Origin of the sequence: Mycolicibacterium sphagni (assembly GCF_002250655.1) — a bacterium.
Classification (GTDB): Bacteria; Actinomycetota; Actinomycetes; order Mycobacteriales; family Mycobacteriaceae; genus Mycobacterium; species Mycobacterium sphagni.
In genome coordinates this window covers 115811-140766 of the sequence record NZ_NOZR01000013.1, presented here as the reverse complement: position 1 = coordinate 140766, position 24956 = coordinate 115811, and the positions used below count along the sequence as shown (strand labels likewise).

The following is a 24956-nucleotide window of genomic DNA, read 5'->3' as shown; positions in this document are numbered from 1 at the left end:
TCAGGCTCGCAAAATTAATGGACTGCAGATTAGGATTTCCCAGGTCCTATTGTTTTTGGCGAGCTCCCCCCGGAAGAACACCACCCCACTGGACGTTCTTCACGCATTGAAACGTATTTCAAACGCAAAGCTGGATAGGCCAGTCTGAGACTGACCCAAAATTATGTTGAAGTTAGATGTCGATCGCGCCCAATGCGCAACACGCTAAGGCGCTGTGCGGCGGATCCAATCACCGGCGTTATGCTGCAGATATGGTTGGCATCCTCACAACCAACGCCGCGATGCCGGCGAGATTAAAGCTGCGACCAGACCTGTCGCTGAGCAGCAGAAAGCACGGAATGCCTGATTACGCTTGATGGCTTTTTCGCCGTCATTTGCAGATCCTTTGTGAGCTGTCTGATTTCCTCGCGACAGCTGACCTAATGCGATCCTCAAAAATCTGATTAGTGCCAACCCTAGGCTCGTCACCCAAGATGTGTCAACTGTCACATAGAAATCAACCAGCAAATCGTGTAGAAGTGGCCGCACCGATTGCTGCTATAAAATTCTAATCACCGGCGCTAGTGCCGATTACGGCATTTTGGACGTAGCTAGATCCGCGCAGATGCGTGAATCGCAGCAAACCCACTCGAGCCGTTATGCCGCCCGTATCGCCGTTGGCGGGGACATGTAGGCGGCAATCCTTGCCACCCACCCGTGTGACAAGCGAGGCGCGTATTGACTCCTGAGGCACCTGGGGCAGACCTTCCTGAATACGCGGCCGACACCCGCGGACGGGGCCGTCCGATGTCAGCGCGGTGGCCTATCTTGGAGCGTCCGACCAACTACATCGAGGGAGAAACGGCGTGGACGACGACACCACCTTGTCGGCCGCCGACCTCCTCGAAATCAATCGCGACATCCAGGGCTCCCCCACGATCCGCCTGCTGGCCACCCTCAATCTGGGCGGTTACGCCACCCTGATGGAACGCCACCTCAGCGCCGGCGTAATCAGCGAGACCGAACTCGTGGTCCGGCTCGAACGCGATCTCGACGAGCTCGGCCGCCCCGGCGGCGAGCAATCCGGCCTGGGCTTGATCAAGAGCTGGGCCAGTCAGGGCTGGCTGCACCGGGTGGCCGACCAGCGCACCGGCGTGGAACGCAATCTCTGCTACCTGACCCAGGACGCCCGCCGGGCCCTGGACTTCCTGCGCGGACTGCGACGCCAGGACACCATCGCCACCGGCGGATCCATCAACGGCATCGCCTCACGCCTCAAGCAGATCGCCCTGCGCGTCGGCAACGACCCGGTGCGCATCCGCGCCGGCATCAAAGCCGAAATCAACGCGCTGACCGCAGAACTCGATGCGCTGGAGCGCGGCGAGGACCTGGGCGGCCGGACCGCCGACGTCGATATGACCGACATGTACGACGAGGCCCACGCCATCGCCCTGCAGATGGAACGGCTGATCACCGACATCGGCCAGTACGGCACCATGATCGAGCGTGCCACCGCAGCGCTCGACGAGCCGATCGACAGCAACCTGGCCTACCGCGACCGGCAGCGTCAGATGTACGCCGACTACCAGACCGCCTGGGACTCCCAGGGACGCGACAGTCACCGCGCCTTCCTTCGGATGATCAACGACCCCGACCAGCGCGCCGAGTTCGAGGCCGACGTCGCCGCCGTCGCCCACTCACTGCCCGCCTTGGACCCGGCGCTGCGCAAGGTGATGGCCGGTTTCTTCGAACTCGTCGGTCAGCAGATCGACGAGGTGGAACGCATCCAGCAACGCTGCGCCCAGCGGGTCAAACGGTTCACCGCATTCGGCACCTTGGAGCAGAGCCGCGGGGTGGCGCGCCAGCTCAACGACGCGATCGGCGCCGCACGCGCGCTACTCAAGAGCTCGCTGACCGACTCGCGCATCGACATCGAACTTCCCTTAGCCCGCCACGCCATCAGTTCGGTTGGCGCACTGAGCTTTCGGATCGGTGAGCTGTCGAATCCCAAGCCCGCCCACGTCGCGGAAGGCGAGCTCGACCTGTCCAGCTTCGCGGCGCTGACCACCCAGGTCGACGCACCCGCGATGTCGGAGATGATCAACACCGCACTGGACGGCGGCGGGCGCCTGACCCTGCCCGAGGCGCTGGAGATGCTCGACGCGCCGTATCTGGGTCACGTCATCGTGCTGTGGTCTTGGGCGCTCAAGCAGCCATCACAAACAGACACAGCCGCGCAGAAGTCGGTCACCGTCCGGTTCCAGTCGCTGGACGGCCGTGACCGCGAGATGGAGGTTCCGCACTTGGTGTTCACCGAACCGATCTCGAGCATGTTGGGGGCCGGCGCATGACGGATATCTCCGACATCGACATCACGGGTCTCAGTGCGCTGCCCCAGGTCGACCAGACCGCCCGTACCCCGCATCAACGGCGTCCGCGTTTCGACGGCGACGTCAGCGAGCTGCCCGACCGGGCCTGCTGGGCGCTGCAGCAGCTGCTGACCCGCCGCTACATCAGTGCCGAGGCCGATGCCGACCTGTACAGCTGGGTGCTGGAATACCGGGCGCAGCTCTGCGTGCGACTATCCGAACTCGACCTGATGTTGCGGGTCACAGACGTCGGGTATGAATCAGGTGGAGTGGCATTCGTCGAACAGGCCCGCTACGAATCAGCCAGGGGTGTCAAGCTTTTGCGCCGCGAGCCGCTGGGCACCTACGACTCCATCCTGGCGTTGCACCTGGCGCAGATGATGCGCGCTTCCGGTGGGCAGGCCGTGCTGATCAGCCGCGAGGAAGTGCATGGGCTGTTCTCCGGCGTGCTCAACGATGTCGATCGCGACACCGTCACCTTCACCGCCCGTGTCGACGGAGCCATCGCCAGGCTGGCAGGGTTGGAGATCTTGCGCAGGACGCGCGACGACGAAGACAGCTACATCATCAGCCCGGTGATCAACGCCGTGATGACCGCATCGGTGATCGCCGAATTGCAGCAGCAGTTCGAACTCCTGCTGTCCGGCGGCGCAGCACCGGAGCGTGACGAACAGGAGGCCCAGCTCGATGGGTGAACAGTTCCACTTGTCGCGGCTGCAGATCATCAACTGGGGTGTGTTCGACGGATACCACGACATCCCGTTCAGCGACGGCGGCGCGCTGATCGCAGGCGCTTCCGGCAGCGGGAAATCCTCACTGCTCGATGCGATTTCGCTCGGGTTCCTACCGTTCAACCGGCGTAATTTCAACGCCTCCGGCGATAATTCGGCTGCCGGGTCCAACGCGGGCCGGCGCACCGTCGACAAGTACGTGCGCGGCGCCTGGGGGCAGCGCAGCGACGCAGGCGCCAGCAAGGTGATGTACCTGCGTGGCGACGGCACCGCCTGGTCGGCGGTAGCCGTCAGCTACACCAGCAACACCGGGCGCACCGTCACCGGCCTGGTGCTGAAATGGCTGACCGGAGAATCCCGGTCGGACTCGTCGAGCCGCTTCGTGCTGGCCGACGGCGACCGCGACATCGAGGACGTCTGCAACCGTTGGGCGGCCGGGCGATTCGACTCCGGGGTGTTCAAGGACGACGAATGGCGGTTCTCCACCAAGGTCGAATCACAGTACCTCGCCCAGTTGTACGCCACCATCGGTATCCGAGCATCGGATGCCGCCCAGCAGCTGCTCGGCAAGGCGAAATCGCTGAAAAGCGTTGGTGGACTGGAACAGTTCGTTCGCGAGTTCATGCTCGACGAACCCAGCAGCCTCACCCGCCTACCCGATGCGCTCAAGCAGATCGACCCGCTGGTGGAGGCTCGCGAACTGCTGGCCGTCGCGCAGCGCAAACGTAAGATCCTCGGCGATATCGAAAAGATCCAGCAGCGCTACGCCTCGGAGTCCTCGGACCTGGGCATCATCGACCTGGTGGACCAGCCGATGGTGCGCGCCTACACCGATCACGTCCGGCTGGCGCAGTGCGGGCCGCAGATCGAGTCGCTGGACGCCACGATCGACCAGCTCGGCAACGAGTACGAGGACGTCACCCGCCAGCTCAATCTGGCTAAGGCTGAAGGGGATTCACTCAACGCCCAGATCAGTGGATCCAGCGCCAACCTGGGCCCGCTGCAGTCGCAGGTGGCCGGTGCCGAGGCGCAGGCCGAGCAGGTGTCACGGCGCCGCGCTGCCTACGAGTCGATGCTGAACACCCAGGACATCGACGTACCCGACAGCGCCGACGACTTCTGGAATCTGCGCGAGGAGCTGTCAGGCGAGGTCACCGAACTGCTGGCCAAGCTGGACCGCGGCCGCGAAGCATCGACCGACGCCGAATACGCGCAGAAGGCCGCGCGGATCGCCCGTGACGACGCCGCCAAGGAGCTCAAGCGGGTCGAGCACGTCGGCTCGGCACTGCCCGAATTCGCGATCACCATGCGCGAACACATCTGCGCCGCAGTCGGTGTCGACGCCAGCGAGCTGCCCTACATCGCCGAGCTGATGGACCTGCGACCCGAGCAGAGCCGCTGGCGGGTGGCGGTCGAGAAGGTACTGCGCGGGGTGGGCTTGCGCCTGCTGGTGCCCGACGATCAGTATGCCGCGGTGCTGCGCTTCGTCAACGAGACCAACATGGGCGGACGGCTGCAACTGCACCATGTGCGCGCGAGTCTCGTCGGCGCTGCCCCGGCGGACGCCGAGCCGAATACATTGGCCGGCAAGCTGTTCGTCGTCGACCCCACCCATCCGTGCGCCGCTGAGGCCGCCGATGTCGTCGCCGCCGCCGGCGACCATATCTGCGTCGACACCCCAGATGTGTTCTCCCGCTTCCGGCGTGCGGTCACCGACGCCGGGCTGTACAAGGATTCCGAGCGGCTGGCCATCAAGGACGACCGGCGTCCGCTCAAGCAGTCGGACTATATCTACCAAGGTGACGTGCGGGCCAAGATCGACGCTCTGACTGTCGACCTCGCCAATGCCGAAGAGGCATACCAGCAGGCGCGGCGGGCCGCCGATGAAATTGCGGCGCAACGTCAACGGTGGCGCGACCGGTCAGCAGCCTGCAAGGCGATCTGCGAGCAGTTCCCGCAGTGGAATCAGGTCGACATCGACACTGCCGACGGGCACGCCGACCGGCTGCGGGAGCAGTACGAACTGCTCCTGGCCGACAATCCGGACATCGAGGCGCTCAACGCGCGCGCCGATGAAGTCTGGGAGGACATCCAGACGCTGATGACGCGACGCGGTGCCATCCAGACCCGCCGCGACGATCTGGACGGCCGTCGTACCCAGCTGCTCGAACTGCAAGACCGGTTGGCGCCGGCGTTCGTCTCCGAGCCGCTGACCGAGCTGCTGAACCGCTACGCCGCCGACGTACCGGTCACGCTGGAGGTGCTCAACCCCGAGCCGCACCGCGAGGCAGTGTTCAACGCGATCCGCCGCGAACGTGAGCAGCTGCGCGAAAGCCGCAGGCGCTCTTACGATGAGCTGGCCCGCATCCTCAACACCTTCGATACGGCATTCCCCGACGCGATCCCGAACGACAGTGATGTTTTCGACGAGCGGGTGCACGACTACGTGGCGCTGTGCCGGCACATCGACGAGCGAGAACTACCCGAGGCCTACGAGCGGATGATGCGGCTGGTCACCGAGCAGGCGCCCGACGCCATCCTCACCCTGCACCGGGTCGCCGAACAGGAGACGCGCCGGATCAGCGAGCAGATCGACCGCGTCAACACCGGACTTGGTGCCGTCGAGTTCAACAACGGAACCCGGCTGACGCTGCGCGCCACGCCCCGCAACCTGACCGCGGTCGCCGAGCTCACCGAGATCGTCCGCGCGATCTCCCGGCGCATTGCCGAGGTGGGCATGGGTGACAAGCAGGCGATTCTGGATCAGTACGCCGACATTCTGCGGTTGCGCAACCGGCTGGCGTCGACCGCGCCCGAGGACAAGGCCTGGACCCGCGACGCGCTGGATGTCCGCAACCGCTTCACGTTCGATTGCGCCGAATGGGATGTCAGCACCGAGGAGCTGATCCGCACGCACAGCAACGCCGGCGACAACTCCGGTGGCGAGCAGGAGAAGCTGATGGCCTTCTGCCTGGCCGGCGCCCTGAGCTTCAACCTCGCCAGCCCCGCGCAGTCCGAGTTTTCGGCTACCGCCGAAAATGCCGACAACAAGCCGGTTTTCGCTCAGTTGATGCTCGACGAGGCGTTCTCCAAATCGGACCCGCAGTTCGCCCAGCAGGCGCTGCAGGCGTTCCGGAAATTCGGTTTCCAGCTCGTCATCGTGGCGACCGTGCAGAACGCGACCACAATTCAGCCCTACATCGACAGCGTGATCATGGTGTCCAAGACGGAAGCCACCAGCCGCAACGCACGCCCGGTCGCCACCGTGGCAGCCAAGACGATCTCCGACTTCACCTCGTTGCGGGCCGAGATGCGCAATTCTGCGGCGCGGGAACGCGTGCCGGCGACGGTGTAGTGCGGCTCAGTCCGGAACCACGGCACAAAAAAGGCCAGGGGCACCAAGCCCCTGGCCTTTTTCGTCGTTACTTGAGGTTGGGCAGGCCTGCGGCGACCGCGGCGGCCTGGGCCTTACCGACGGCCTCGATGAATTCCTTCGGGACCGGGTTGGTGTCGCCCGGCGCACTACCGAACACCAGCACCGAGACGGTCCGGTCGACGGTGAACAGCAGAGCCGCCATCGCGGACTTGCCGTCAGGCGAGGTGCCGATGGTGACCGTCGCGTCGGTGGCCACGCTGGGCAGCGGCGCAGCCGTACCCGTCACCTGAGACGGAACGCTCTGCGAGGCGCCGGTCAGAGCCGTCGCAGCCTGGGCGGCGTCGTCGGCGATGATGACCGAGACGTTGATGGCGTCAGTGCCCGACGAGAATGTCTGGGACACGTCCGGGGGCGCGGGGGTGGTGGTCACCTTCGGCGCGTCACCCGTCCACGGGGTTTGCCCGACCTGAGGAATGTCAGATGCCTTCACCAGCAGCGAGGCGTAATCCGGTGTGCCCGTCGGCGCTGACGCCTCGACGCTCGTGGTGGTCGATGTCGAAGTCGAGGTCGACGTGGATGTCGAAGTCGAAGTGCTCGTCGGCGTCGACGAGCTGTCCTTGTCGCAGCCGGCCACGACCAACCCAAGCGCGACGGCGGCCGCCGTGACTCGGACGATTGCTCGCGTGCGTGCAGGATCCATAGTGGCGCGCTCCCATCTGGCCACCCCCCGCTGGAGGGCCGAATGCAGCCTAAACGAGTGAGACAGTCCACTCTATTTAATCGACGGATTTGTTGCCGAAATACGTATTTCCGATCTAAGGGGCGGCCTGCGGCGTGACGAGGAACTTTTCACCCGTCGCGCGTTTGACGTATTCGGTGAAGGCGTCGTGGTTGAGCATTCCGGCCAGTGACACCTCTCGGGTGTAGCTACTGGCGAATGTCGTGGTGAGCTCGTCTGCCACCCGAGCGCGCAACCGACCGATGGTCTCGGCACCCGCACCCGCCAGAAATGGCGTCAGTAACCATCCACCGATGCCCCAGGCCATGCCGAAATTTCTGGTGAGAATGGTTGGACTGGTGTCGAGTCCGCCGTAGATGTACACCTGTTTGTGCACGGTCGATCCATAACGCGAGTATTCCGCCGCGGTCGCGCTGGCCGCCTGTTCCATGCCGTTGAGGATCTGGCTTGCCAGCGTGCCGCCGCCGATGGCGTCGAACGCGAGCGTCGCCTTGGTCGCTTTCAGGGCCTCGACGAGATCGGCCTCGAACGACGAAGACGTCGAGTTCACAACGTGAGCGGCGCCCAGGGACTTCAGGATTTTCTCCTGCTCAGTCTTGCGGACGATATTGACCAGCGGTATGCCGTCCTTCTGGCAGAGCTTGACCAGCATCTGGCCGAGGTTCGAGGCGGCGGCAGTGTGCACGAGGGCTGAATGTCCTTCGCGGCGCATGGTTTCCGTCATACCGAGTGCGGTCAGCGGGTTGACGAACGACGATGCCCCGTCTCGCGCCGACGCGCCGTCAGGGAGGACCAGACATGCCCGCGCATCGACGGCGCGGTACTGGGAATACATCGCCCCGCCGGCGATCCCGACCATCGTGCCGATGAGGGCCTGGGCGGCTTCGGATGAGCCCGCGGCGACAACAGTGCCCGCGCCCTCGTTGCCCACTGGCAGTGATTGGTCGAGCCGCGCCGTGAGTGTTTTCAGAGCTTCTTGCTTGATGGGCGCGGTGACGACCGGGCGTTCCGGCGTGCCCGAGACTGTCGCGGCGCTCATGTCCGCGGTGGAGACGAGCAGTCCGAGGTCCGATGGGTTGATCGGCGAGGCCTCGACCCGCACCAGCACCTCGTTATCGGCTGGCTTCGGTACGTCGACCTCGTGCAGTGAGAGTTCGAGCGTGCCGGTGGAGGTCACCAACGACCGCAATTCAAGGGCCTTTTCGGGCAGATCTGCGGCCATGGCTGACGCCTCGTTCCTGATTGCGGCTGATGCTCAACCATACGAACTACCGGTGCCGAAGGAAATGTTCCCAACTCACAGGGCGGGCGGGGCTCGAACCCACGACCAACAGATTCGGCCCGAGCGGTCGCCGAAGATGCCACGCAATACCCGTTCGCCCTGTGGGACAACGGCCTACGTCGAATTGTCCCGGCAGGTCTCTGGTCCTGCCTCAGCGATTCACGCTGTGGAAGAAAGTCAGATAGCCGCGGCCGCGGCAACCGACGGCGTGGCCAGCCAGCGAGCGAGTCGGCAGTTGCGACGGCCGGTACTCCCACCCCGGCGGCGTCAGTGACACCGACACCCTTTGGTGAAGTGGTCGCGACCGCCGGTAGCACCATCGAACAATTCATGGACAGAGTCGGGACGTGGCTGTCGACTTTCCCGGCCAATCCGATTACCGATCTTCTTACCGGGGGGCTGTGGCCGCTGCGCGGGACCTTGTTCCCGGTCGGTTGTGACGTGGGGTTGTGGGGGACGGCGGCGTGTGTGGCTGCAAAGGACTGCTCGGGCAAGAGCCTCTCCGGTGCGGATTTGCAACGCGAGGACCTGAGCGGGGACAGCCTCACCGACGCGAACCTCAGCAACGCCAACCTGACCAACAGCGGGCAGTATGCCCGGCGCAGACATATCGAGACATGTTGTCGTCGACTGACCTGTCGCATGCGCAGTGTGTTTGAAGTAGATTCTGACTGAACATCGAGATCCGGGGGGGTCTTTGTGAGCACACGTTCATCCCCGGCCGACGTGCAGGCAGACAGCATCACGCGGCCATCATCGACGGACTATCGCCGCCCTGACCTCCAAGGCATGCGCGCCGTGGCCGTCCTGACGGTGTTCGCGAACCACCTATTCAACTGGCCATCAGGCGGATTCGTCGGCGTCGACGTGTTCTTCGTCCTCAGCGGGTTCTTCATCACCGGCCTGCTGATCCGCGAACGCAAAACCACGAGACACCTGTCGTTCCAGAACTTCTACACCCGCCGGGTGAAGCGCATCATCCCATCAGCCGTCCTGGTGCTGACCGTTACCGTAGGCGGCGCCTATCTCCTGTTCACCGCGACCCGGGCCAAGGACACACTCGTCGATGCGCTCTACGCCGCAGTGTTCGCGTCGAACTGGCACTTCGAGGCCGTCGGAGCCGACTACTTCCAATCCGCCCGGCCGCCGTCACCGATCCAGCATTACTGGTCGCTGTCGATCGAGGAGCAGTTCTATTTCGTGTGGCCATTCCTGATCGCTCTGGTCTTCGCCGCGACCAGGAGCATCCGCCGGCGGGCAAACCGGCGAGCGCGCGAGTGGGCCCTGTCGGCGGTCATGTTCACCGTCGTGGCCGCATCCTTCGCGTGGGCGATGTATTTATCAGCGGTCGACCCGAACGCCGCCTACTTCTCCACCTTCACCCGAGTCTGGGAGCTCGGAGTCGGCGCGATGCTGGCTATCGCGGGTCCGATGCTCGAGCGAATCCCCTCACATCTGCGGCCGGTACTGGCCTACCTGGGGTTGGCCGGCGTCGCGGCGTCCCTGTTTCTGATCAGTCCGACGGTACGATTCCCGGCGCCGTGGGCCGCGCTCCCAGTGCTGGCCACAGCGTTGGTGGTCGCCTCGTACCACGGCGCACCGATACCCCGCCTTTTGTTGCCTCTCACTAACCGAGCTGCGCGGTGGTTCGGCGACACCAGCTACACGCTCTACCTATGGCACTGGCCGGTGATCACGCTGCTGTACGCGATTCTCCCAAGAGGCTGGCTGTTCTACAGCATTGCGATCGCACTGTCGTTGGGGTTGACCGCCGTCACCTACCACTTCTATGAAGACCCCCTCCGAAAGTCCCAGTGGTTGCTCCCCCGCACCAGCAAGCGCGACCGCAGGACGCGGCCAGCGGTGTGGGGACTTTCTGGCCTCGTGGCGGCCAGTTTGGTCGTGATCTCGATCCTCGTCATTCAGACCGCAGACGATGCCGCCGTCACGCAGGAACTCGCCCGCGGCCAAGACGACCCGCAGCCGACGCAATTCGCTGCGCCGGCCCAGAAGGTCGACCCGTGCTTTGGTGCGCCCGCGATGGTGACTCCCGGGTGTGCTCTGCGCAACCCCGATGTCCCGCTGCGGCCATCCGTTGATACGTTCGCCCGCGACACGCAGGGGCAGCTGAATTGCAACATCGCGGCGACGTCGGGCGCCTGCCACTACGGCTATGACGGTGATGGGGCGCTCCGCATCGCACTGGTGGGAGATTCGCACGCGCAAGCTATTTTGCCAGCGTTGCGCTCGACGTTGCAGGCCAACAAGTGGTCACTAACTGCTTATGTCGGGACCGACTGCATCCTGTCAAATCCACCGGCCCCAGGGAAGATGTGCCACGATGCGCTAGCCCAGACTGAAAGCGACCTGGTTGCGCACCCGTATGACCTGGTGATAATCGCCAATTTCGACTACGGGCTGCCGGTCAACAACTATCTGGCGGCGTGGACACCTGTCGCCAAGGCGGGAAGTCGCTTCCTTGTCTTGCGGGATAATCCGGCCACCTCAGCCGACGCACTTGCCTGCCTCACGCGAGTCAGTTTGGACGGCGATCACACCGGCGAATGCGGCACGCCGATAGCGCAGGCCTTCCCTGAGAATCAGACGCTTCCTGCAGCGGCGCAAGCAGTTCCGGGTGCGACGCTGCTCGACCTGACGCGCTTCTATTGCAATGCCGATCGTTGCCCCTCCGTTATCGGCAACGCGATCGTCTACCGCGATCTCAAGGACGGCGTCAACTCACACCTGACCGCGACGTTCGCGAAGACGCTCGCGCCGGCCATCCAGGATGGGATCAGGCAGGCGTTGGCCAGCGGACTGCAGCAGCCCCACTGAGCACCCGGCATCCCTCCCCGGTGTCAAGGATCAACCGAAGTAGCCGTAAAGCATCAGCCAAACACTGTCACCCATCACCCGAAGACACAACGTCAACCATCAGCCGAGGTCACACACATTGAGAAGTGGGGCGGGCGGGGCTCGAACCCGCGACCAGAGCATTATGAGTGCCCGGCTCTAACCGACTGAGCTACCGCCCCCGGTCGACCAGCCCGTATCTTAGCTGGCCGCGAGCGGGCCGTGGCATCGATGGCCTTGCCCAGCGCGTCGGCCACCTTCTCAAGGTCGTCATCAAACAGATGGCCGTAGAGGTCGACGTCATTGCCGCCGAAGCGTGTCCCAACATCCGTTGAACAACTTTGACGTTGGCCCCCGCCGAGATCGCCAACGACGCGCAGGAATGCCTTAACCCGTGCGGGGTGAGACCTTCCGGCAGCCCCGTGGCGTCGCGCGCCGCGTCGAACGCACGGCGATACTCCTCGCGCCGCAGTGATGTAGCCGAGAATCAGGGTGACGACCTCGTATCGACCGCAGGCCTGTGCCAGGGTGAGCAACTCGGCGTGGGTCAGGTAGACGCGCTCCTTTTCAGGGTCCTCGGGCAGATCCTGATTCGGGTCGATTTCGAGCGCGACGTTCTTCGTCAGCCGCCCCGTCCGCACGGCGTTCTTCAGCACCGCACCCATGAGTTGGTGTGTCTGAGTGACCGGGCTGGCCCGCTCTGGCTTACTTGCCCTTCTTGAGGAACGTCTCCAACTTCGCGTGGAGCTCTCGACATCGCGGATCGCCGCAAGGTCGTCAGTGAGATCAACAACATGAACCGACTGGTCAGGACCGGGCACGAAGCCATGTGATGCGTTGTCGTCCGGTTGGGCAGCGGATCAGGGCGCCGCGAACTTCCAGGGCAACGGCCCAACGATCAGTGCCATTGCTTCATTCGATGAGTCCACCACCGCCGAGGATACGCACGAGCTGGCCGCCCAGATGGGCCGGGGCCTGACCGGTCCAGCCAACGCCGGCCGAATCGGGTTCATCAACCGCAACATTCAGATCCATCCGTTCATGATCAGCAACGAGGATAGCCAGTGGCTAGAGTCGCGGGCCTTCCAGAAGTCAGAAATAGCAACGTGGATCGGTGTCCTCGACAGTCTCGTTGGCCTGTCTGAGAAGCAATCGAGTTGGGGTACCGGCATTGCCGAGATGCACAAGGCCATGTCCACTTCACCGGCGAACGCCGACAGCTGCGCACGCTCCTTGTCGGTGTACTCCCGCGCGCTGTCGTCGAGCACGCAGACCGTCCCGACGACCTTTCCCGAACCGTCGTGTACCGGGAGGCCCAAGTAGTTGTGCAGACCGAATTCCACCTCATCCTCGTTACCGGCGAAGGTGGCGTCGTTCCGGGAATCACGGACGAACAACGCGCTATCGGAGTCGACCACCTGCTCGCAGTACAGCGGCACCCTCGACTTGTCTTCCAGGGCTTTCCTGCCGGCCGCACCGACGGTGTATTGCTGCGTGGCTTCCCCTGCGGTGGCAGAAACCACCATCGAATCAGGTTCGGAACGCATCACGAGGACCGACTTGACCCCCAGCTGCTCCGCGATCTTCTCGAGCTGGCCGGCCAAGGGCGCGAGCCCCGCCGTAGTGTCCGTCTTGTGGGGTTCGGCATCAGACATGTCTGAATTCTCCCGGCGGCCCTGAGCAGGCGGCAACCGTTTCGCTCACCCCAAGCGCGGTGTCACGATGGTTCGCGGTGTCACGATGGTTCGCGGTGTCACGATGGTTACTGTGCCCGCCCCCTCCAGCGCTTTCGCCTCCGACAACGCCGCCCCCGCGCACCCGAAGGCCCTCGAAGCGATCCTGGCCGCCAACGACGGCACCACCCCGTCCTACGGCGCCGATCCGTTCACCGCGCTCGCCACCGCGCGCATGCGAGAGACTTTCGACTCCCCCAATGCCGAGGTCCTGTTCGCGTTCACCGGCACCGGCGCCAACATCATCGCGCTGGCCTCAGCGGTGCGGCCCTGGCACGAGATCCTCTGCAGCGACATCGCCCACAGCCTGCTCGACGAGGCGGGCGGTCCGGTCCTGGTCTCCGGCGCCAGCCTCCTCGCGCTGCCCAGCGACGACGGCATCATCGACCCTGCACTGTTGGACCGTCGCATCACCCGGCGCGGCGACGTCCACCACTCCCAGCCGCGGATCGTCACCATCACCCAGTCCACCGAGAACGGGCGCGTGTGGCAGCCTGAGGCCCTTGCCGAGTTCATCGACCACGCCCACGAGCTCGACCTGCTGGTCCACGTCGACGGCTCGCGAGTCGCCAATGCCATTGCCGCCCTTGATGTCCCACCGGCACAGGCCATCGCCGACGCCGACATCGTCACCATCGGCGGCACCAAGAACGGCATGCTGTTCGGCGACGCGATCCTGGTCCGTCGTCCCGAGCACTTCACCGGCATCGAGTTCGTGCAGAAACAGATCGGTCATCTAGCCAGCAAACACCGTTACGTCTCAGCACAATTCGACGCCATGCTGACCGACGGCACCTGGCTTCGGGCGGCCGCCCACGCCAACGCCATGGCCGCCCGGCTCAGTGCCGGCCTGACCCTCCTCGGCCTGCATCTGGCCTCCCCCACCGAGGCCAACGAGGTGTTCGTCGACCTCCCCGTCGAAGCCCTGACCGCCGTGCGGCAACATTTCATCGTGCACGTCCCCGACCCACACAAGCCGGCGGCCAGGTTCGTCTGCTCGTGGGCCACCACCGACAACGACGTCGATGCGGCACTACGAGAATTGTCGAAGGCCCACGATCGCATCATCTAGAGGAGCGACAGGATGTCCGTCAGCACGGTGTATCTCGCCCGCCACGGCCGCACGGCGTTCAATGCCGAGGACCGCATGCGGGGTCTGAGCGACCCGCCATTGGATGAGGTCGGCCTGGACGAGGCCCACAAGCTGGCCGCGGCCCTGGCCGACAAACAACCGGCCGCCGTGATCAGCAGTCCGCTACAGCGCGCGGTCGCCACCGCGCAGTCCATCGCAGACGCCGCCGGAGTGCCGGCTAGGGTCGACATCCGGCTCAATGACCGGGACTACGGCCCGCACACCGGTGCCAAGCGCGCCGAGGTCATCGCACGCTACGGCAGCATCGACAACGCCCCGGGCGTCGAGCCGCCGGAGGCCGTGCGCCAGCGAGCCCTGGCCGCGTTCACCGCTCTGGTGAACGAACATGACGGCGGCCCTTTGGTTCTCGTCTCCCATGACGCCTTCAACCGCGCGCTGCTCGGCCAGCTCGACCCCACCCTGACCGACGCTCCGCAGCGCACGGCGTGCTGGAACAAACTCAGTCGCGTCGACGGGATTTGGCGCGTCGACGAATACGACCAGAAGCCGGACTAAAGTTCGGCGAAGACCGTCTGGCCGTCGGCATCGATGACATAGCGGTCGGTGCCCTCCGCGACGCGGGCCTGATCGGCCTTCAACGACACCGCGATCTTGTTGCTCGCGTTGCGCATCACATCCAGCGTCAGCTCACGGGCCTGCTCGTGCGAGAAGTGCTCCCGCACACCGGCAGCCACCGCCGGGCTGATCCGCCCCGGTGACCAGATCAGCGCGTCGGCATAGCGCAGCGCGGCCTTGTGCGCGTCGCTCAGCAGCTCGGAAGACTCGAAGTGCTCGATGTCGTCGTACATCGATTCGCTGCCACCGGCATCTAGAGCGTTGCTTTCCCGCAGCGACTTGCACAGCCGGCAGTTGTGCGCGACCGCGCCACGCAGCCGCACCACCTCGGTGGTCACCGGATCCAGCGACCGCAGCCGTGCCACCCCCGGCAGCAGCTGATTGAACAGCACGTCGGCGGCGTCGATGTCTGGGTCCCACACCGGCTCATCGGGCACCCAGCTCACCGGCAGCCCCAGGATCTCCAACCCGTTGCGCACCCGCGGGAGGAAGTCGGCGAAGAACATCTGCGCGACGGCCCCGAACGTCCCGGCCCCCAGCACCGTGGTCAGTGCCTCCCGCTGGCGATCGGAGATCGCCGACACGTCGACGCTGAACTGTTCGGCAAACTCGGCCACCACCTTCTCGGCGTCCGACCCCGGCGCACTCACCGGGGTTTGGGCCGGCAGTGGCGTCAGCGACAACGTGTCACCGCAGATCGCACGGATCAGTCCCACCAACCGCTGCTGGTCGGCCGGTGACTGCACCACGAGTTCGGTCAGTACTGCGTCAAGATCGTCAGCCATCTTTGGATTATTGCGCTTGGCTGACCGACGACATGTGGAAGTCGGGGATTCGCAGTGTCGGCATCACCGCGCGGGTCGCCCAGTCGCCCCACTCGCGGGGCAACGTCGGCTCGGCGATGCCGGCTTCGGTGGCCCGCCGCAGCAGATCCAGCGGGCTTTCGTTGAAGCGGAAGTTGTTGACCGCCGCGGTGACTTCGCCGTCTTCGATGAGGTACACCCCGTCGCGTGTCAGGCCGGTCAGCAGCAGCGTCGTCGGATCTACCGTGCGGATGTACCACAGCGTGGTCAGCAGCAGACCACGCTCGGTGGACGCCACCATGTCGGCCAGCTCGGCGCTGCCGCCGGTCATCAGCAGGTTGTCGGCCGGCACCGCCGGAGATGTCCCGAACTCGGTGGCCGCCGCCCGCGGATAGGCCAGTGCGTTGATGGTGCCATCGCGGATCCAGTCCACCCGCCCGATATCCAGGCCGTTGTCGAACACCGAGATCGTCTCCGAGCTGCTTGTCGCCGCGACGAACGGCGCGCACTGCAAGCCCGGCGCGAACGGATCGGAGTACATGGTCAGCGGCAGCGCGGTCAGCTTCTCGCCCACCCGGGTTCCACCGCCCGGCGCCGACAACGCCGTACGGCCTTCTTCGGCGCCGCGGCCGTCCATCGACCAGCCCAGGTAGATCATCATGTCGGCCACCGTCGACGGCGGCATCAAGGTCTCGTAGCGGCCCGCGGGCAGCTCGACGGTGCGCTCCGCCCAGCCCAGCCGCAGCGCCAGGTCGTCGAGCAGCGCATCGGTCGGCACCTCGACGAACCACGGCGTGCTCACCCCCGCCCACGCGCTGGCTCCGTCGCGTTTGGCGTTGATCTCCGCCGTTCCGGTCGGCTGGGTGAAGCGCCGCCGGATTCCGGTGGAGGTGGCCAGGAACGTCGTCTCGACGACGTGATGGGCGTAGCCGTACAGCCGGTCGGATCGGCCGAACCCACCCGACAGCGATCCGGCGACATCGGCGAACACTTCGACGCCGGTCTCTGGCACCGCCGCGTTCCAGTCGTCGGGGGTGCCGCTGCCCGTCAGCAGCGGTGCGCTGTCACGCGCTTCAGGAGCGGCATGCGCGGCCTGCTCGGCCGCGGCCACCAGCGCACCGATCGCCGCCGGGTCGACGTCGCTGGTGCGGATCGCCCCGGTGTGCGAGGTATCTCCTTTACGCACAACGGAAATCACCGTGGTCGAGCGGGTTGTCGAGACGCCGTTGGTGGTCATCGAATTGCCGGCCCACCGCAGCGACGCCTCAGCGCGGTCGGTCACGATGACGATGGTCTCGTCGACCCGCCTTGACTGGCTGGCGGCCTGCAGCGCCAGCTCGACGACCTGCTGTGCGGGGATCATCGGCGCAACCTCGATTTGGCCTCTTCGCTGGCGCTCATCGACCGGCCTCCTCACGGGTATTCAGCACGTTCACCCCGCGGAACAACGCCGACGGGCAGCCGTGACTGACCGCGGCCACCTGACCGGGCTGCGCCTTACCGCAGTTGAACGCCCCGCCGAGACGCCAGGTCGACGGTCCTCCAACGGCTTCCATCGAATTCCAGAAGTCGGTGGTGGTCGCCTGATAGGCGATGTCGCGCAGCTGGCCCTCTATCCGGCCGTACCGGATCCGGTAGAACCGCTGCCCGGTGAACTGGAAGTTGTAGCGCTGCATGTCAATCGACCAGGACTTGTCCCCCACGATGTAGATGCCGTCGTCGACCCTGCTGATCAGGTCGTCGGTGCTCACGTTGTCGGTGCCCGGTTGCAGCGAGACGTTGGCCATCCGCTGAATCGGGACGTGATGCGGCGAGTCGGCGTACGAGCAACCGTTGGAGCGGGCCTGACCCAGCCGCGGTGCGAAGACCCGGTCCAATTGGTAGCCGACGAAGATGCCGTCCCGCACCAGATCCCAGCTCTGGGCGGCCACCCCTTCGTCGTCGTATCCGATTGTCGCCAAACCGTATTCGACGGTGCGGTCGGCGGTCACGTTCATCACCGGTGAGCCGTAGCGCATGGTGTTCAGCTTGTCCGGGGTGGCGAACGAGGTGCCCGCGTACGCCGCCTCGTAGCCGATCGCACGATCGTATTCAGTGGCGTGTCCGATGGATTCGTGAATGGTCAGCCACAGGTTGGTCGGGTCGATCACCAGGTCGGTCGGGCCGGCAATCACGCTGGGCGCCTTGGTCTTCTCTGCCAGCAGGATGGGCAGCTCGGCCAGTTCGGTGCTCCAGTTCCACACGTCGTCACCGCTCAGCGCCTCCCATCCGCGTGCCATCGGCGGGGCCAGGGTGCGCATCGACTCGAAGCTGCCCGCGGCGGCGTCGACGGCCACCGCCTCCAGCGCCGGCATCACCCGCACCCGCTGCTGGGTGATCGACGAGCCGAACGTGTCGGCATAGAACGTCTGCTCCTTGACCGTGTTGACCATCGCCGAGACGTGGTCCACCCCGTCGGACGCCATGAGCCGGCCGCTGTACTCGCCCAGCAGGGCGATCTTATCTGCGGTCGACACTGTGAACGGATCGATGAGGTAGGGCGACACCCAGGTCGCGTCCGCATAGACAGGCTCGGGCGCCAGCTCGATGCGTTCGGCGTTCAGCGCGGCCAATGAGGTGGCCACCGCCACCGCGCGCCGGGCCGTGTCGGCAGCGACCTCGGGCGCCAGCTCGGCGTGCGAGGCAAACCCCCAGGTGCCGTCGACGATCACCCGCACCGCCAACCCGATCCCGCGGTCGGTGACCGCACTCTGCAGCTCACCGTCGCGCAGCTGCACCACCTCATTGGTGATGCCGTGGATACGCAGGTCGGCGTAGCTGGCGCCGGCTGCCCGGGCGGCCGACAACGCGGCGTCGGCCAGCGCATGGCGCGGCAGAGCCAGGAAGTCGGCGTCAACATCACGTGGACTCACGTGCTACACCGTAACGGCCGGCTCGGTGAACCCGCTTTAATGGCCAAGGTGACCACTCGGCGTGTGCGCTCCACCCTCCTCGGGTATGCGCTGCTGGCGCCGAGCCTGTTCGGAGTGGTGTGCTTCCTGCTGCTGCCCATGCTGGTGGTGCTGTGGCTGAGCCTGCACCGCTGGGATCTGCTGGGCCCCATCCGCTATGTGGGGCTGGACAATTGGCGTTCGGTGCTGACCGACGCCAGCTTCGGCAACTCGTTGTTGGTGACCCTGCTGTTTATCGCGATCGTGGTGCCCGCCCAGATCGTCCTCGGGTTGGCCGCGGCGGCACTCCTGGCTCGCGCGCTGCCGGGCAGCGGTGTCTTCCGAACCGTGTACGTGCTGCCGTGGGTGTGTTCACCGCTGGCCGTCGCGGTGCTGTGGCACTGGATCCTGGCCCCCACTGACGGCGCCGTCAGCACCCTGGCAGGCCGTCGCATCGAATGGCTGACCGATCCCGGGCTGGCGTTACCGGTGGTGTCAGCAGTGACGGTGTGGACCAACGTCGGCTACGTGACGCTGTTCTTCCTGGCCGGCATCCTGGCGATCCCGCCGCAGATCCACGCCGCGGCCCGGCTCGACGGCGCGACGAGCTGGCAGCGGTTCTGGCACATCACCCTGCCGATGCTGCGCCCGACGTTGTTCTTCGTCTCGGTCACCGGCATCGTCAGCGCGGCCCAGGTGTTCGACACCGTGTACGCGCTGACCGGCGGCGGGCCTGCCGGGCACACCGACCTGGTGGCTCACCGCATCTACGCCGAGGCGTTCGGCGCCGCGGCGATCGGGCGGGCAGCGGTGATGGCCTTGGTGCTGTTCGTCATCCTGGTGGGCGCGACCGTCGTCCAGCATCTCTACTTTCGCCGGCGGATCAGCTATGACCTCACGTAACGCGCTGATCTACTTCGGACTGCTGGCCGGTGCTGTGATCACCCTGGCCCCGTTCGGGCTGAGCCTGCTGACGTCGATCACCTCCGCCCAACAGTTCGCCACCGGCACCCCACTGTCGCTGCCCAACCCGCCCACACTGGCCAACTACGCCGCGCTAGGCGATGCCGGATTCGGCCGGGCCTTGGCGGTCACCGCATTGATGACGGCGACGATCACGCTGGCGCAGCTGACGTTCTCGGTGCTGGCGGGTTACGCGTTCGCCCGTCTGGAGTTCACCGGCCGGGACGTGTTGTTCTGGATCTACATCGCCACCCTGATGGTGCCGGGCACCGTCACCGTCGTCCCGCTCTATCTGATGATGGCCGAGCTGGGATTGCGGAACACGTTCTGGGCGTTGTTGTTGCCGTTCCTGTTCGGCTCGCCTTACGCGATCTTCCTGCTGCGCGAGTACTTTCGCGGCATCCCCGCCGACCTGGTCAACGCCGCCCGCCTGGACGGGGCCAACACTCTTGACGTGCTGGTGCACGTGGTGCTGCCGGCCAGCAAGCCGATTCTGGTGACGCTGACGTTGATCACTGTTGTCAGTCAATGGAATTCGTTCATGTGGCCGTTGGTGATCACCAGCGGCGGAACCTGGCGGGTGCTGACGGTCGCGACGGCCGGGTTGCAGACCCAGTACAACGCGCAGTGGACGCTGGTGATGGCGGCGACGACGGTGGCGATCGTTCCGCTGATCGCGCTGTTCCTGGTGTTCCAGCGCCACATCGTGCGCTCGATCGTCGTCACGGGACTGAAATGAGCTGGCCCCCTCGGTACTCCACCAGGATGCTGGCCGCGCTGATCACGGTGGCACTGCTGTTGGTGGCTGGTGCGTTGGTGCTGGGCCGCCCCGACGAGCCGTCCGGCAAGACCGTGATCACCGTGCGGCTGTGGGACCCGGCGGTGGCGGCCGCCTACGCAGATTCGTTCAAAGAATTCAGCCGCACCCACCCCGACATCGAGGTGCGCACCGACATCGTCGCCTACGCCAGCTATTTCGACACCCTGCGCACCGATGTGGCCGGTGGCGGCGCCGACGACATCTTCTGGATCAACAACGCCAGCTTCGCCGAGTACGCGGACAACAACCGGCTCATGGCGATCGAGGCCAGCCCGGACTGGGAGCCGTCGGTGGTCGCCCAATTCACCCGCAACGGCACGCTGTGGGGCGTTCCGCAGCTGACCGATGCCGGAATCGCCCTGTACTACAACGCCGATCTGCTGGCCGCCGACGGTGTCGACCCGGCCGAGCTGAACACGCTGCGCTGGGATCCGGACGGAAGCGTCGACACCCTGCGGCGCCTCCTGAAGCGTCTCACTCACGGCAGGCAGTGGGGATACAACGCCGCCAACGACTTACAGGCCATTTACCTCAACTACATCGGTTCGGCCGGCGGGGTGTTCTCCGACGGCGACCGGTTTGCGTTCGACAACCCGCAGGCCGCCACCGCGTTCCGGTACGTGATCGGCCTGATCAATACGGATCAGGTCGCTCCGCCGGCATCGGACACCAACGACAACGGCGACTTCTCCCGCAACCAGTTCTTGTCCGGGCGGATGGCGCTGTTCCAGTCGGGCACCTACAACCTGGCTCAGGTGGCCGAACGCGCCCCATTCCGCTGGGGTGTGGCGCTGCTGCCGGCCGGGCCCGCGGGGCGGGTCAGTGTCACCAACGGCATTGTTGCCGCGGGTAATCCGGCCAGCCGACATCCCGAGGCGGTACGTGAGGTGCTGGGCTGGCTGGGCAGCACCCGTGGCAACCAGTACGTCGGCCGCCAAGGCGCAGCCATCCCCGCGGTGCTGCCCGCCCAGGCGGCGTACTTCGGCTACTGGTCAGCCAAGGGAGTGGACGTCGCACCCTTCTTCTCGGTGCTCGACGGCCCCCACATCGCCGCACCGGGCGGGCGTGGGTTCGCCGCCGGCTATCAGGCCATCAAGCCGTACTTCGACGAGATGTTCCTGGGCAGAACGCCCGTCGCTGACGCGCTGAGCGCCGCCCAGCAGGCGGCCAACGCCGCCGCTGCGCGCTAGATTCCGGCCAGCACCGTCGCCTGCAGGACCACCGACCCCACAATCACCACCGCTGAGATCGTCAGCACCACCCAGTCGGCTCGTCGCGGCCCCGACGGTGCCGCCGAAATCAGGCCGGTCCCACCGCGCGCGGTGATGGCATCGCCCATCTCGTCGGCGCGGCGCAGTGCCACCGTGATACCGGCCGCCATGAGGTCCACCATCTCGATGGCCCAGCGACGGCGCCGAGCCCGCCGGCTGGTCAGCACCGGCCGCGGCCGCAACCGCCGCGCGGCGTAGAGCAATCGGAACTCATCGAGCAGCATCGGAAAAGCCCGCAGCGACAAGGCAAGGGCGACCGCCCAGTCGTCGACCGGGATCCGGAACGCCTTCAGCGGCCGGCCGAGCTTCACCACCGCGGGCGCGACGTCGGCGACGTTCGTCGTCCAGGACACCAACATGCCCAGCGCCAACAGCACGACGGCCACCACCGTAGCGCGCAGGAACTTCAGCAGGCCGCCGAACGCGATGTCGTACGACCCCAGATGCAGCTCCGGAGTACCACCGCCGAGTGCCGCGGTGACCGCACCGATCAGCAGCAGAATCCACAGCCACCGGGGCACGGTCGGCAAGGCGCCACGCGAAATGTGCGCCAACCGGATCGCGATGCCGATGCCGATCGCGACCAGAGCCAGCGGCAACCAGTCCGGGTAGAACGCCAGCAGGGCCGAAAAGCCGAGGACCACGAGAATCTTGGTGCCGGCCCACAACTCGTGGATCGCCGACGTGCCGGGGACAGGGCGCAACAGCACCACCGGACGCGGCTGACGGGCAGTCGTCATGACAGCCCCTCGGCCAATACACCGTCGCGCAGATTCAGGGTGCGCGGGCACAGCTCCTCGAGCCCGACGAAGTCGTGCGAGATCACCACGACGGTCAGCCCGCTGTTGCGCCGCAGATCGCTCAACAGCCGCAGCAGGCCCTGTTGGCTGGCGGCGTCCAGCCCGGCCAGCGGCTCGTCGAGGATCAGCGCCTGCGGCGAGCGCGCCAGCAGCCCGGCGATCACCACCCGGCGCATCTGCCCGCCGGAGAGCTGGTCGATGCGGCGGCCCGCAAGCGACGCGTCCAGGCCGACCTTCGCCAGTGCGGCGGTCACCCGAGCGCGATCGTGGGGCGAAAAACCAGCCGCGGATGCAACTTCCAGATCCACCCTGCTGCGCATCAGCTGTAACCGTGCGGCCTGGAACGCGATCGCCACCTCGCCGACACACTCCGTGGCGGGGCGTCCGCGCACCAGGCAGGAGCCCGTCGTCGGTGTGGTCAGACCTGCCATGATCCAGGCCAGGGTGGATTTACCGGACCCGTTGCCGCCGTGGATCAGCACTCCTTCGCCGTCGTGGACGGTGAAGCCCACATCGGTCAGCGCGTTCTTGGCCCACGGTGTGCCGCTGGCGTATTCGTGGCCGACGTGTTCGAGCTGCAGGACCGCCTCGGCCGCGCGCGGTGTCACACTCACCGTCGGCGTGGGCGCCGCGGCGCTCTCGACCATGTGAGTGTTGTCCTGCGACTCACTGAGTTTCACGATCCGGTCAGCGGTCTCGGCCTCGTTGTTGTAATGCGTGATCTGCACCAGCGCCATCTGGTGCTGTTCAGTGAGTCGGGACAGAACAGCCAGCAGCGCCTCCCGCCCGCGCTGATCAACCATGCTGGTGACCTCATCGGCGATCAGCATGGACGGCTGACGCGCGAGCGCGGCGGCCACCGCCAATCGTTGTAGCTCACCCCCGGACAACCCGCCGGTGTCGCGCTCCTCCATGCCGGCCAGGCCGACCTCGGCGAGCAGTCCGGCGACGTCGGTCTGCGTTCCCGGCGGCAGGCCCCACACGACGTCGTCGGCGACTCGCGTTCCCAGCACCTGACTTTCGGGGTGCTGCATGATCACCGCGGTGCCGCCCAGCAGACCCAGCCCGACCGCGCCGGGGCGCTCGATGGATCCGGAGGTGGGTTCGCGTCCGGATAGCAGCAGCATCAACGTGGTCTTGCCAGAGCCGTTGGCGCCGGTGATCGCCACGTCTTCCCCGGCCTCGATGGTCAGGGTCAGCGGCCGCAACGCGTCGTGTGCGGCCTTCGGGTAGCGGAACCGGGCATCGATGAGGCGCACGGGAACCGGTGCGATGGGCCCGGATTCATCGAGTGTCTCGAGCTTGTGCACATCGGGGATGCCACTGAGCCGGCCCAGCACCCGCGACAGTGCCCACCAGCCGACCAGCGTCACCACCATGATCGAGAAGATCGCATAGACCATCAGCAGCACCGGCCAGTACTGCAGGCCGAGTCCGAAGATGCGCCTGGCGTCCTGGGCTCCCGCCCGGAACGGCTCGATATGCGACATCACCGAGACGACGCCGTCGAAGTTGGCGGTCATCGCCTCGAAGGTCAGGGTGCGCAGCCGCACCAGCACGGTCAGCGCGGCGATGATGAACAGGCCGAAGACCACCCCGGCCAGCAGGCCGACGGCGACGACGGTCGGGGTGCCGCGCCCGCGGCGTTTCATGATGCCCGCCAGGCCGCCGACGTAGGCGCAGTTGACCACCACCATCAGCCCGGAGACACCGGCGATCAGGAACGCGGTGACGCTCGCCGCGACCGTCGAGGCCAGCAGGACGCGCAGGCGATAGCGGTAGCCCAGCAGTCCCATCGGGACTGTGGTCAGCAGTGACAGTCCCCCGGCAAACGGGATGACGACCGAAATGATCGACAGGGCGGCGGCCAGGGCGGCCATCACGGACGCCTGGGCCATCTCGACCGGTGATAGCGAGCGCCCGGGGCGCAGATCGACCGTCGGTCCGGAGGGTGGCTTCGCCGGCGCCTCCGGTCTCGTCGCGGTCATCATCCGATTCTGCCAGCCGTTGCCGCCGGGCAGTCGGTTCGACCTGCCGCCACGAGCCCTCCTGTGGACATGCTGTGAGGAATGCCACCAAGTCCTCGGGCGACAACATAGGATTTCTATGTAAATATGGAACGCATGAGTCCGACGCCCACCCAGGAACGACCCGGCGCTCCACCCGCTCTGGGGTCCGAGTTGCTGACCGTCGTCGCGAGGCTCAACCGGCTGGCCACCCAGCGAATCCGGCTCCCCCTGCCCTGGGCGCAGGCGCGGCTGCTCGGCACTATCGATGACCAGGGCGAAGCCCGCATCTCCGATCTGGCCGAACTGGACCACTGCTCCCAGCCGACGATGACCACCCAGGTCCGTCGCCTGGAAGACGCCGGCCTGGTGGCCCGCACCCCCGATCCCGACGATGCGCGCGCCGTCCGCATCCGCATCACCCCCAAGGGCCAGACGATCCTGGCCCAGGTCCGCGCGGACCGCGCCGCGGTCATCGACCCGCGCATCGAGCGGCTTTCCGAAGCGGATCACGAAATTCTGTCGGCGGCCGTCGGAGCACTGCATCGTCTGCTCGACGACCTCGACACCTACTAGTCAAAGGAGTGAGCCAC

Annotated in this window: 20 protein-coding genes, 1 tRNA gene and 2 pseudogenes; 12 read left to right on the top strand and 11 right to left on the bottom strand. The window is 65.9% G+C overall.

Going from position 1 to position 24956, the window contains the following annotated elements:
* The first annotated feature begins 845 nt into the window (after positions 1 to 845).
* The 3 genes from CG716_RS16670 to CG716_RS16660 are packed head-to-tail and all read left to right on the top strand — an operon-like array spanning position 846 to position 6434.
* A complete protein-coding gene (locus tag CG716_RS16670) occupies positions 846 to 2330 on the top strand; it encodes a DUF3375 domain-containing protein (protein ID WP_094481493.1) in 1485 nt (494 codons plus the stop codon).
* Positions 2327 to 3043 carry a DUF4194 domain-containing protein gene (locus tag CG716_RS16665; protein ID WP_094481491.1) on the top strand — a complete coding sequence of 239 codons (717 nt, stop codon included), beginning with the start codon at positions 2327 to 2329 and terminating at the stop codon, positions 3041 to 3043. The genes CG716_RS16670 and CG716_RS16665 overlap by 4 nt, the downstream gene beginning before the upstream one ends.
* Positions 3036 to 6434 carry an ATP-binding protein gene (locus CG716_RS16660; RefSeq protein WP_094481489.1) on the top strand — a complete coding sequence of 1133 codons (3399 nt, stop codon included), beginning with the start codon at positions 3036 to 3038 and terminating at the stop codon, positions 6432 to 6434. The genes CG716_RS16665 and CG716_RS16660 overlap by 8 nt, the downstream gene beginning before the upstream one ends.
* 67 nt (positions 6435 to 6501) lie before the next feature.
* On the opposite strand, the gene CG716_RS16655 is transcribed toward CG716_RS16660, so the two are convergent.
* The 3 genes from CG716_RS16655 to CG716_RS16645 all read right to left on the bottom strand — a co-directional run bounded on the left by CG716_RS16655 (position 6502) and on the right by CG716_RS16645 (position 8416).
* On the bottom strand, positions 6502 to 6885 hold the full coding sequence (locus CG716_RS16655) for a hypothetical protein (protein ID WP_133066956.1): 384 nt from the start codon (positions 6883 to 6885) through the stop codon (positions 6502 to 6504).
* A 46-nt stretch (positions 6886 to 6931) separates the two neighbouring features.
* Positions 6932 to 7171 (bottom strand): hypothetical protein, encoded by a 240-nt coding sequence (locus tag CG716_RS29900; protein WP_133066955.1) that lies wholly within the window; start codon positions 7169 to 7171, stop codon positions 6932 to 6934.
* Between the two features lie 99 nt (positions 7172 to 7270).
* On the bottom strand, positions 7271 to 8416 hold the full coding sequence (locus tag CG716_RS16645; protein WP_094481483.1) for a zinc-binding dehydrogenase: 1146 nt from the start codon (positions 8414 to 8416) through the stop codon (positions 7271 to 7273).
* A gap of 354 nt (positions 8417 to 8770) precedes the next feature.
* Here CG716_RS16645 and CG716_RS16640 point away from each other — a divergent pair, with 354 nt between their 5' ends.
* Positions 8771 to 9151: a pentapeptide repeat-containing protein gene (locus CG716_RS16640; RefSeq protein WP_094481481.1), complete on the top strand. Its 381-nt coding sequence runs from the start codon at positions 8771 to 8773 to the stop codon at positions 9149 to 9151.
* 24 nt (positions 9152 to 9175) lie between these two features.
* A complete protein-coding gene (locus CG716_RS16635; RefSeq protein ID WP_234817870.1) occupies positions 9176 to 11311 on the top strand; it encodes an acyltransferase family protein in 2136 nt (711 codons plus the stop codon).
* 126 nt (positions 11312 to 11437) lie between these two features.
* On the opposite strand, the gene CG716_RS16630 is transcribed toward CG716_RS16635, so the two are convergent.
* Together CG716_RS16630 and CG716_RS16625 are read right to left on the bottom strand one after the other, a co-directional pair.
* Positions 11438 to 11511: transfer RNA gene (locus CG716_RS16630), tRNA-Ile, on the bottom strand.
* Positions 11473 to 11792 (bottom strand): annotated as a pseudogene (locus tag CG716_RS16625) (tyrosine-type recombinase/integrase); the annotation flags it as partial. The pseudogene CG716_RS16625 and the gene CG716_RS16630, both read right to left, overlap by 39 nt.
* 374 nt (positions 11793 to 12166) lie before the next feature.
* On the opposite strand from CG716_RS16625, the pseudogene CG716_RS31345 reads away from it, so the two are divergent.
* Positions 12167 to 12460: pseudogene (locus CG716_RS31345) on the top strand (phage portal protein); the annotation flags it as partial.
* Here CG716_RS31345 and CG716_RS16615 read toward each other — a convergent pair.
* The gene (locus CG716_RS16615) at positions 12355 to 12984 is read right to left on the bottom strand and encodes a GAF domain-containing protein (protein ID WP_094481477.1); all 630 of its coding nucleotides are present in this window, start codon (positions 12982 to 12984) and stop codon (positions 12355 to 12357) included. The pseudogene CG716_RS31345 and the gene CG716_RS16615 overlap by 106 nt on opposite strands.
* Positions 12985 to 13087: 103 nt before the next feature.
* Between CG716_RS16615 and CG716_RS16610 the strand changes: the two genes are divergently transcribed.
* Together CG716_RS16610 and CG716_RS16605 are read left to right on the top strand one after the other, a co-directional pair.
* Positions 13088 to 14134, top strand: a complete 1047-nt coding sequence (locus CG716_RS16610; RefSeq protein WP_094481557.1) for a threonine aldolase family protein — start codon at positions 13088 to 13090, stop codon at positions 14132 to 14134.
* Positions 14135 to 14146: 12 nt separating this feature from the next.
* Positions 14147 to 14710, top strand: a complete 564-nt coding sequence (locus CG716_RS16605) for a histidine phosphatase family protein (RefSeq protein ID WP_094481475.1) — start codon at positions 14147 to 14149, stop codon at positions 14708 to 14710.
* Here the strand turns inward: CG716_RS16605 and CG716_RS16600 are convergent.
* The 3 genes from CG716_RS16600 to CG716_RS16590 are packed head-to-tail and all read right to left on the bottom strand — an operon-like array spanning position 14707 to position 18485.
* Positions 14707 to 15555: a carboxymuconolactone decarboxylase family protein gene (locus CG716_RS16600; RefSeq protein WP_094481473.1), complete on the bottom strand. Its 849-nt coding sequence runs from the start codon at positions 15553 to 15555 to the stop codon at positions 14707 to 14709. The two genes, CG716_RS16605 and CG716_RS16600, sit on opposite strands and share 4 nt — an antisense overlap.
* 7 nt (positions 15556 to 15562) lie before the next feature.
* Positions 15563 to 16936 (bottom strand): metallopeptidase TldD-related protein, encoded by a 1374-nt coding sequence (locus CG716_RS16595; protein WP_094481471.1) that lies wholly within the window; start codon positions 16934 to 16936, stop codon positions 15563 to 15565.
* Between the two features lie 34 nt (positions 16937 to 16970).
* Positions 16971 to 18485 (bottom strand): TldD/PmbA family protein, encoded by a 1515-nt coding sequence (locus CG716_RS16590; protein WP_094481469.1) that lies wholly within the window; start codon positions 18483 to 18485, stop codon positions 16971 to 16973.
* Positions 18486 to 18524: 39 nt separating this feature from the next.
* Between CG716_RS16590 and CG716_RS16585 the strand changes: the two genes are divergently transcribed.
* From CG716_RS16585 to CG716_RS16575, 3 genes are read left to right on the top strand one after another with little or no spacing between them, the layout of a single operon-like run.
* Positions 18525 to 19406: a carbohydrate ABC transporter permease gene (locus CG716_RS16585; RefSeq protein ID WP_094481467.1), complete on the top strand. Its 882-nt coding sequence runs from the start codon at positions 18525 to 18527 to the stop codon at positions 19404 to 19406.
* Positions 19393 to 20205: a carbohydrate ABC transporter permease gene (locus CG716_RS16580; RefSeq protein WP_165774180.1), complete on the top strand. Its 813-nt coding sequence runs from the start codon at positions 19393 to 19395 to the stop codon at positions 20203 to 20205. Before CG716_RS16585 ends, CG716_RS16580 begins: the two co-directional genes overlap by 14 nt.
* Positions 20202 to 21476 (top strand): ABC transporter substrate-binding protein, encoded by a 1275-nt coding sequence (locus CG716_RS16575; RefSeq protein WP_094481465.1) that lies wholly within the window; start codon positions 20202 to 20204, stop codon positions 21474 to 21476. The genes CG716_RS16580 and CG716_RS16575 overlap by 4 nt, the downstream gene beginning before the upstream one ends.
* Here the strand turns inward: CG716_RS16575 and CG716_RS16570 are convergent.
* Both CG716_RS16570 and CG716_RS16565 read right to left on the bottom strand, forming a co-directional pair.
* Positions 21473 to 22297, bottom strand: a complete 825-nt coding sequence (locus tag CG716_RS16570; protein ID WP_094481463.1) for a CbiQ family ECF transporter T component — start codon at positions 22295 to 22297, stop codon at positions 21473 to 21475. The genes CG716_RS16575 and CG716_RS16570 overlap by 4 nt on opposite strands.
* A complete protein-coding gene (locus tag CG716_RS16565; protein ID WP_165774179.1) occupies positions 22294 to 24345 on the bottom strand; it encodes a DUF2232 domain-containing protein in 2052 nt (683 codons plus the stop codon). The genes CG716_RS16570 and CG716_RS16565 overlap by 4 nt, the downstream gene beginning before the upstream one ends.
* A 135-nt stretch (positions 24346 to 24480) precedes the next feature.
* On the opposite strand from CG716_RS16565, the gene CG716_RS16560 reads away from it, so the two are divergent.
* The gene (locus CG716_RS16560) at positions 24481 to 24939 is read left to right on the top strand and encodes a MarR family winged helix-turn-helix transcriptional regulator (protein ID WP_410430798.1); all 459 of its coding nucleotides are present in this window, start codon (positions 24481 to 24483) and stop codon (positions 24937 to 24939) included.
* The last annotated feature ends 17 nt before the right edge of the window (positions 24940 to 24956 follow it).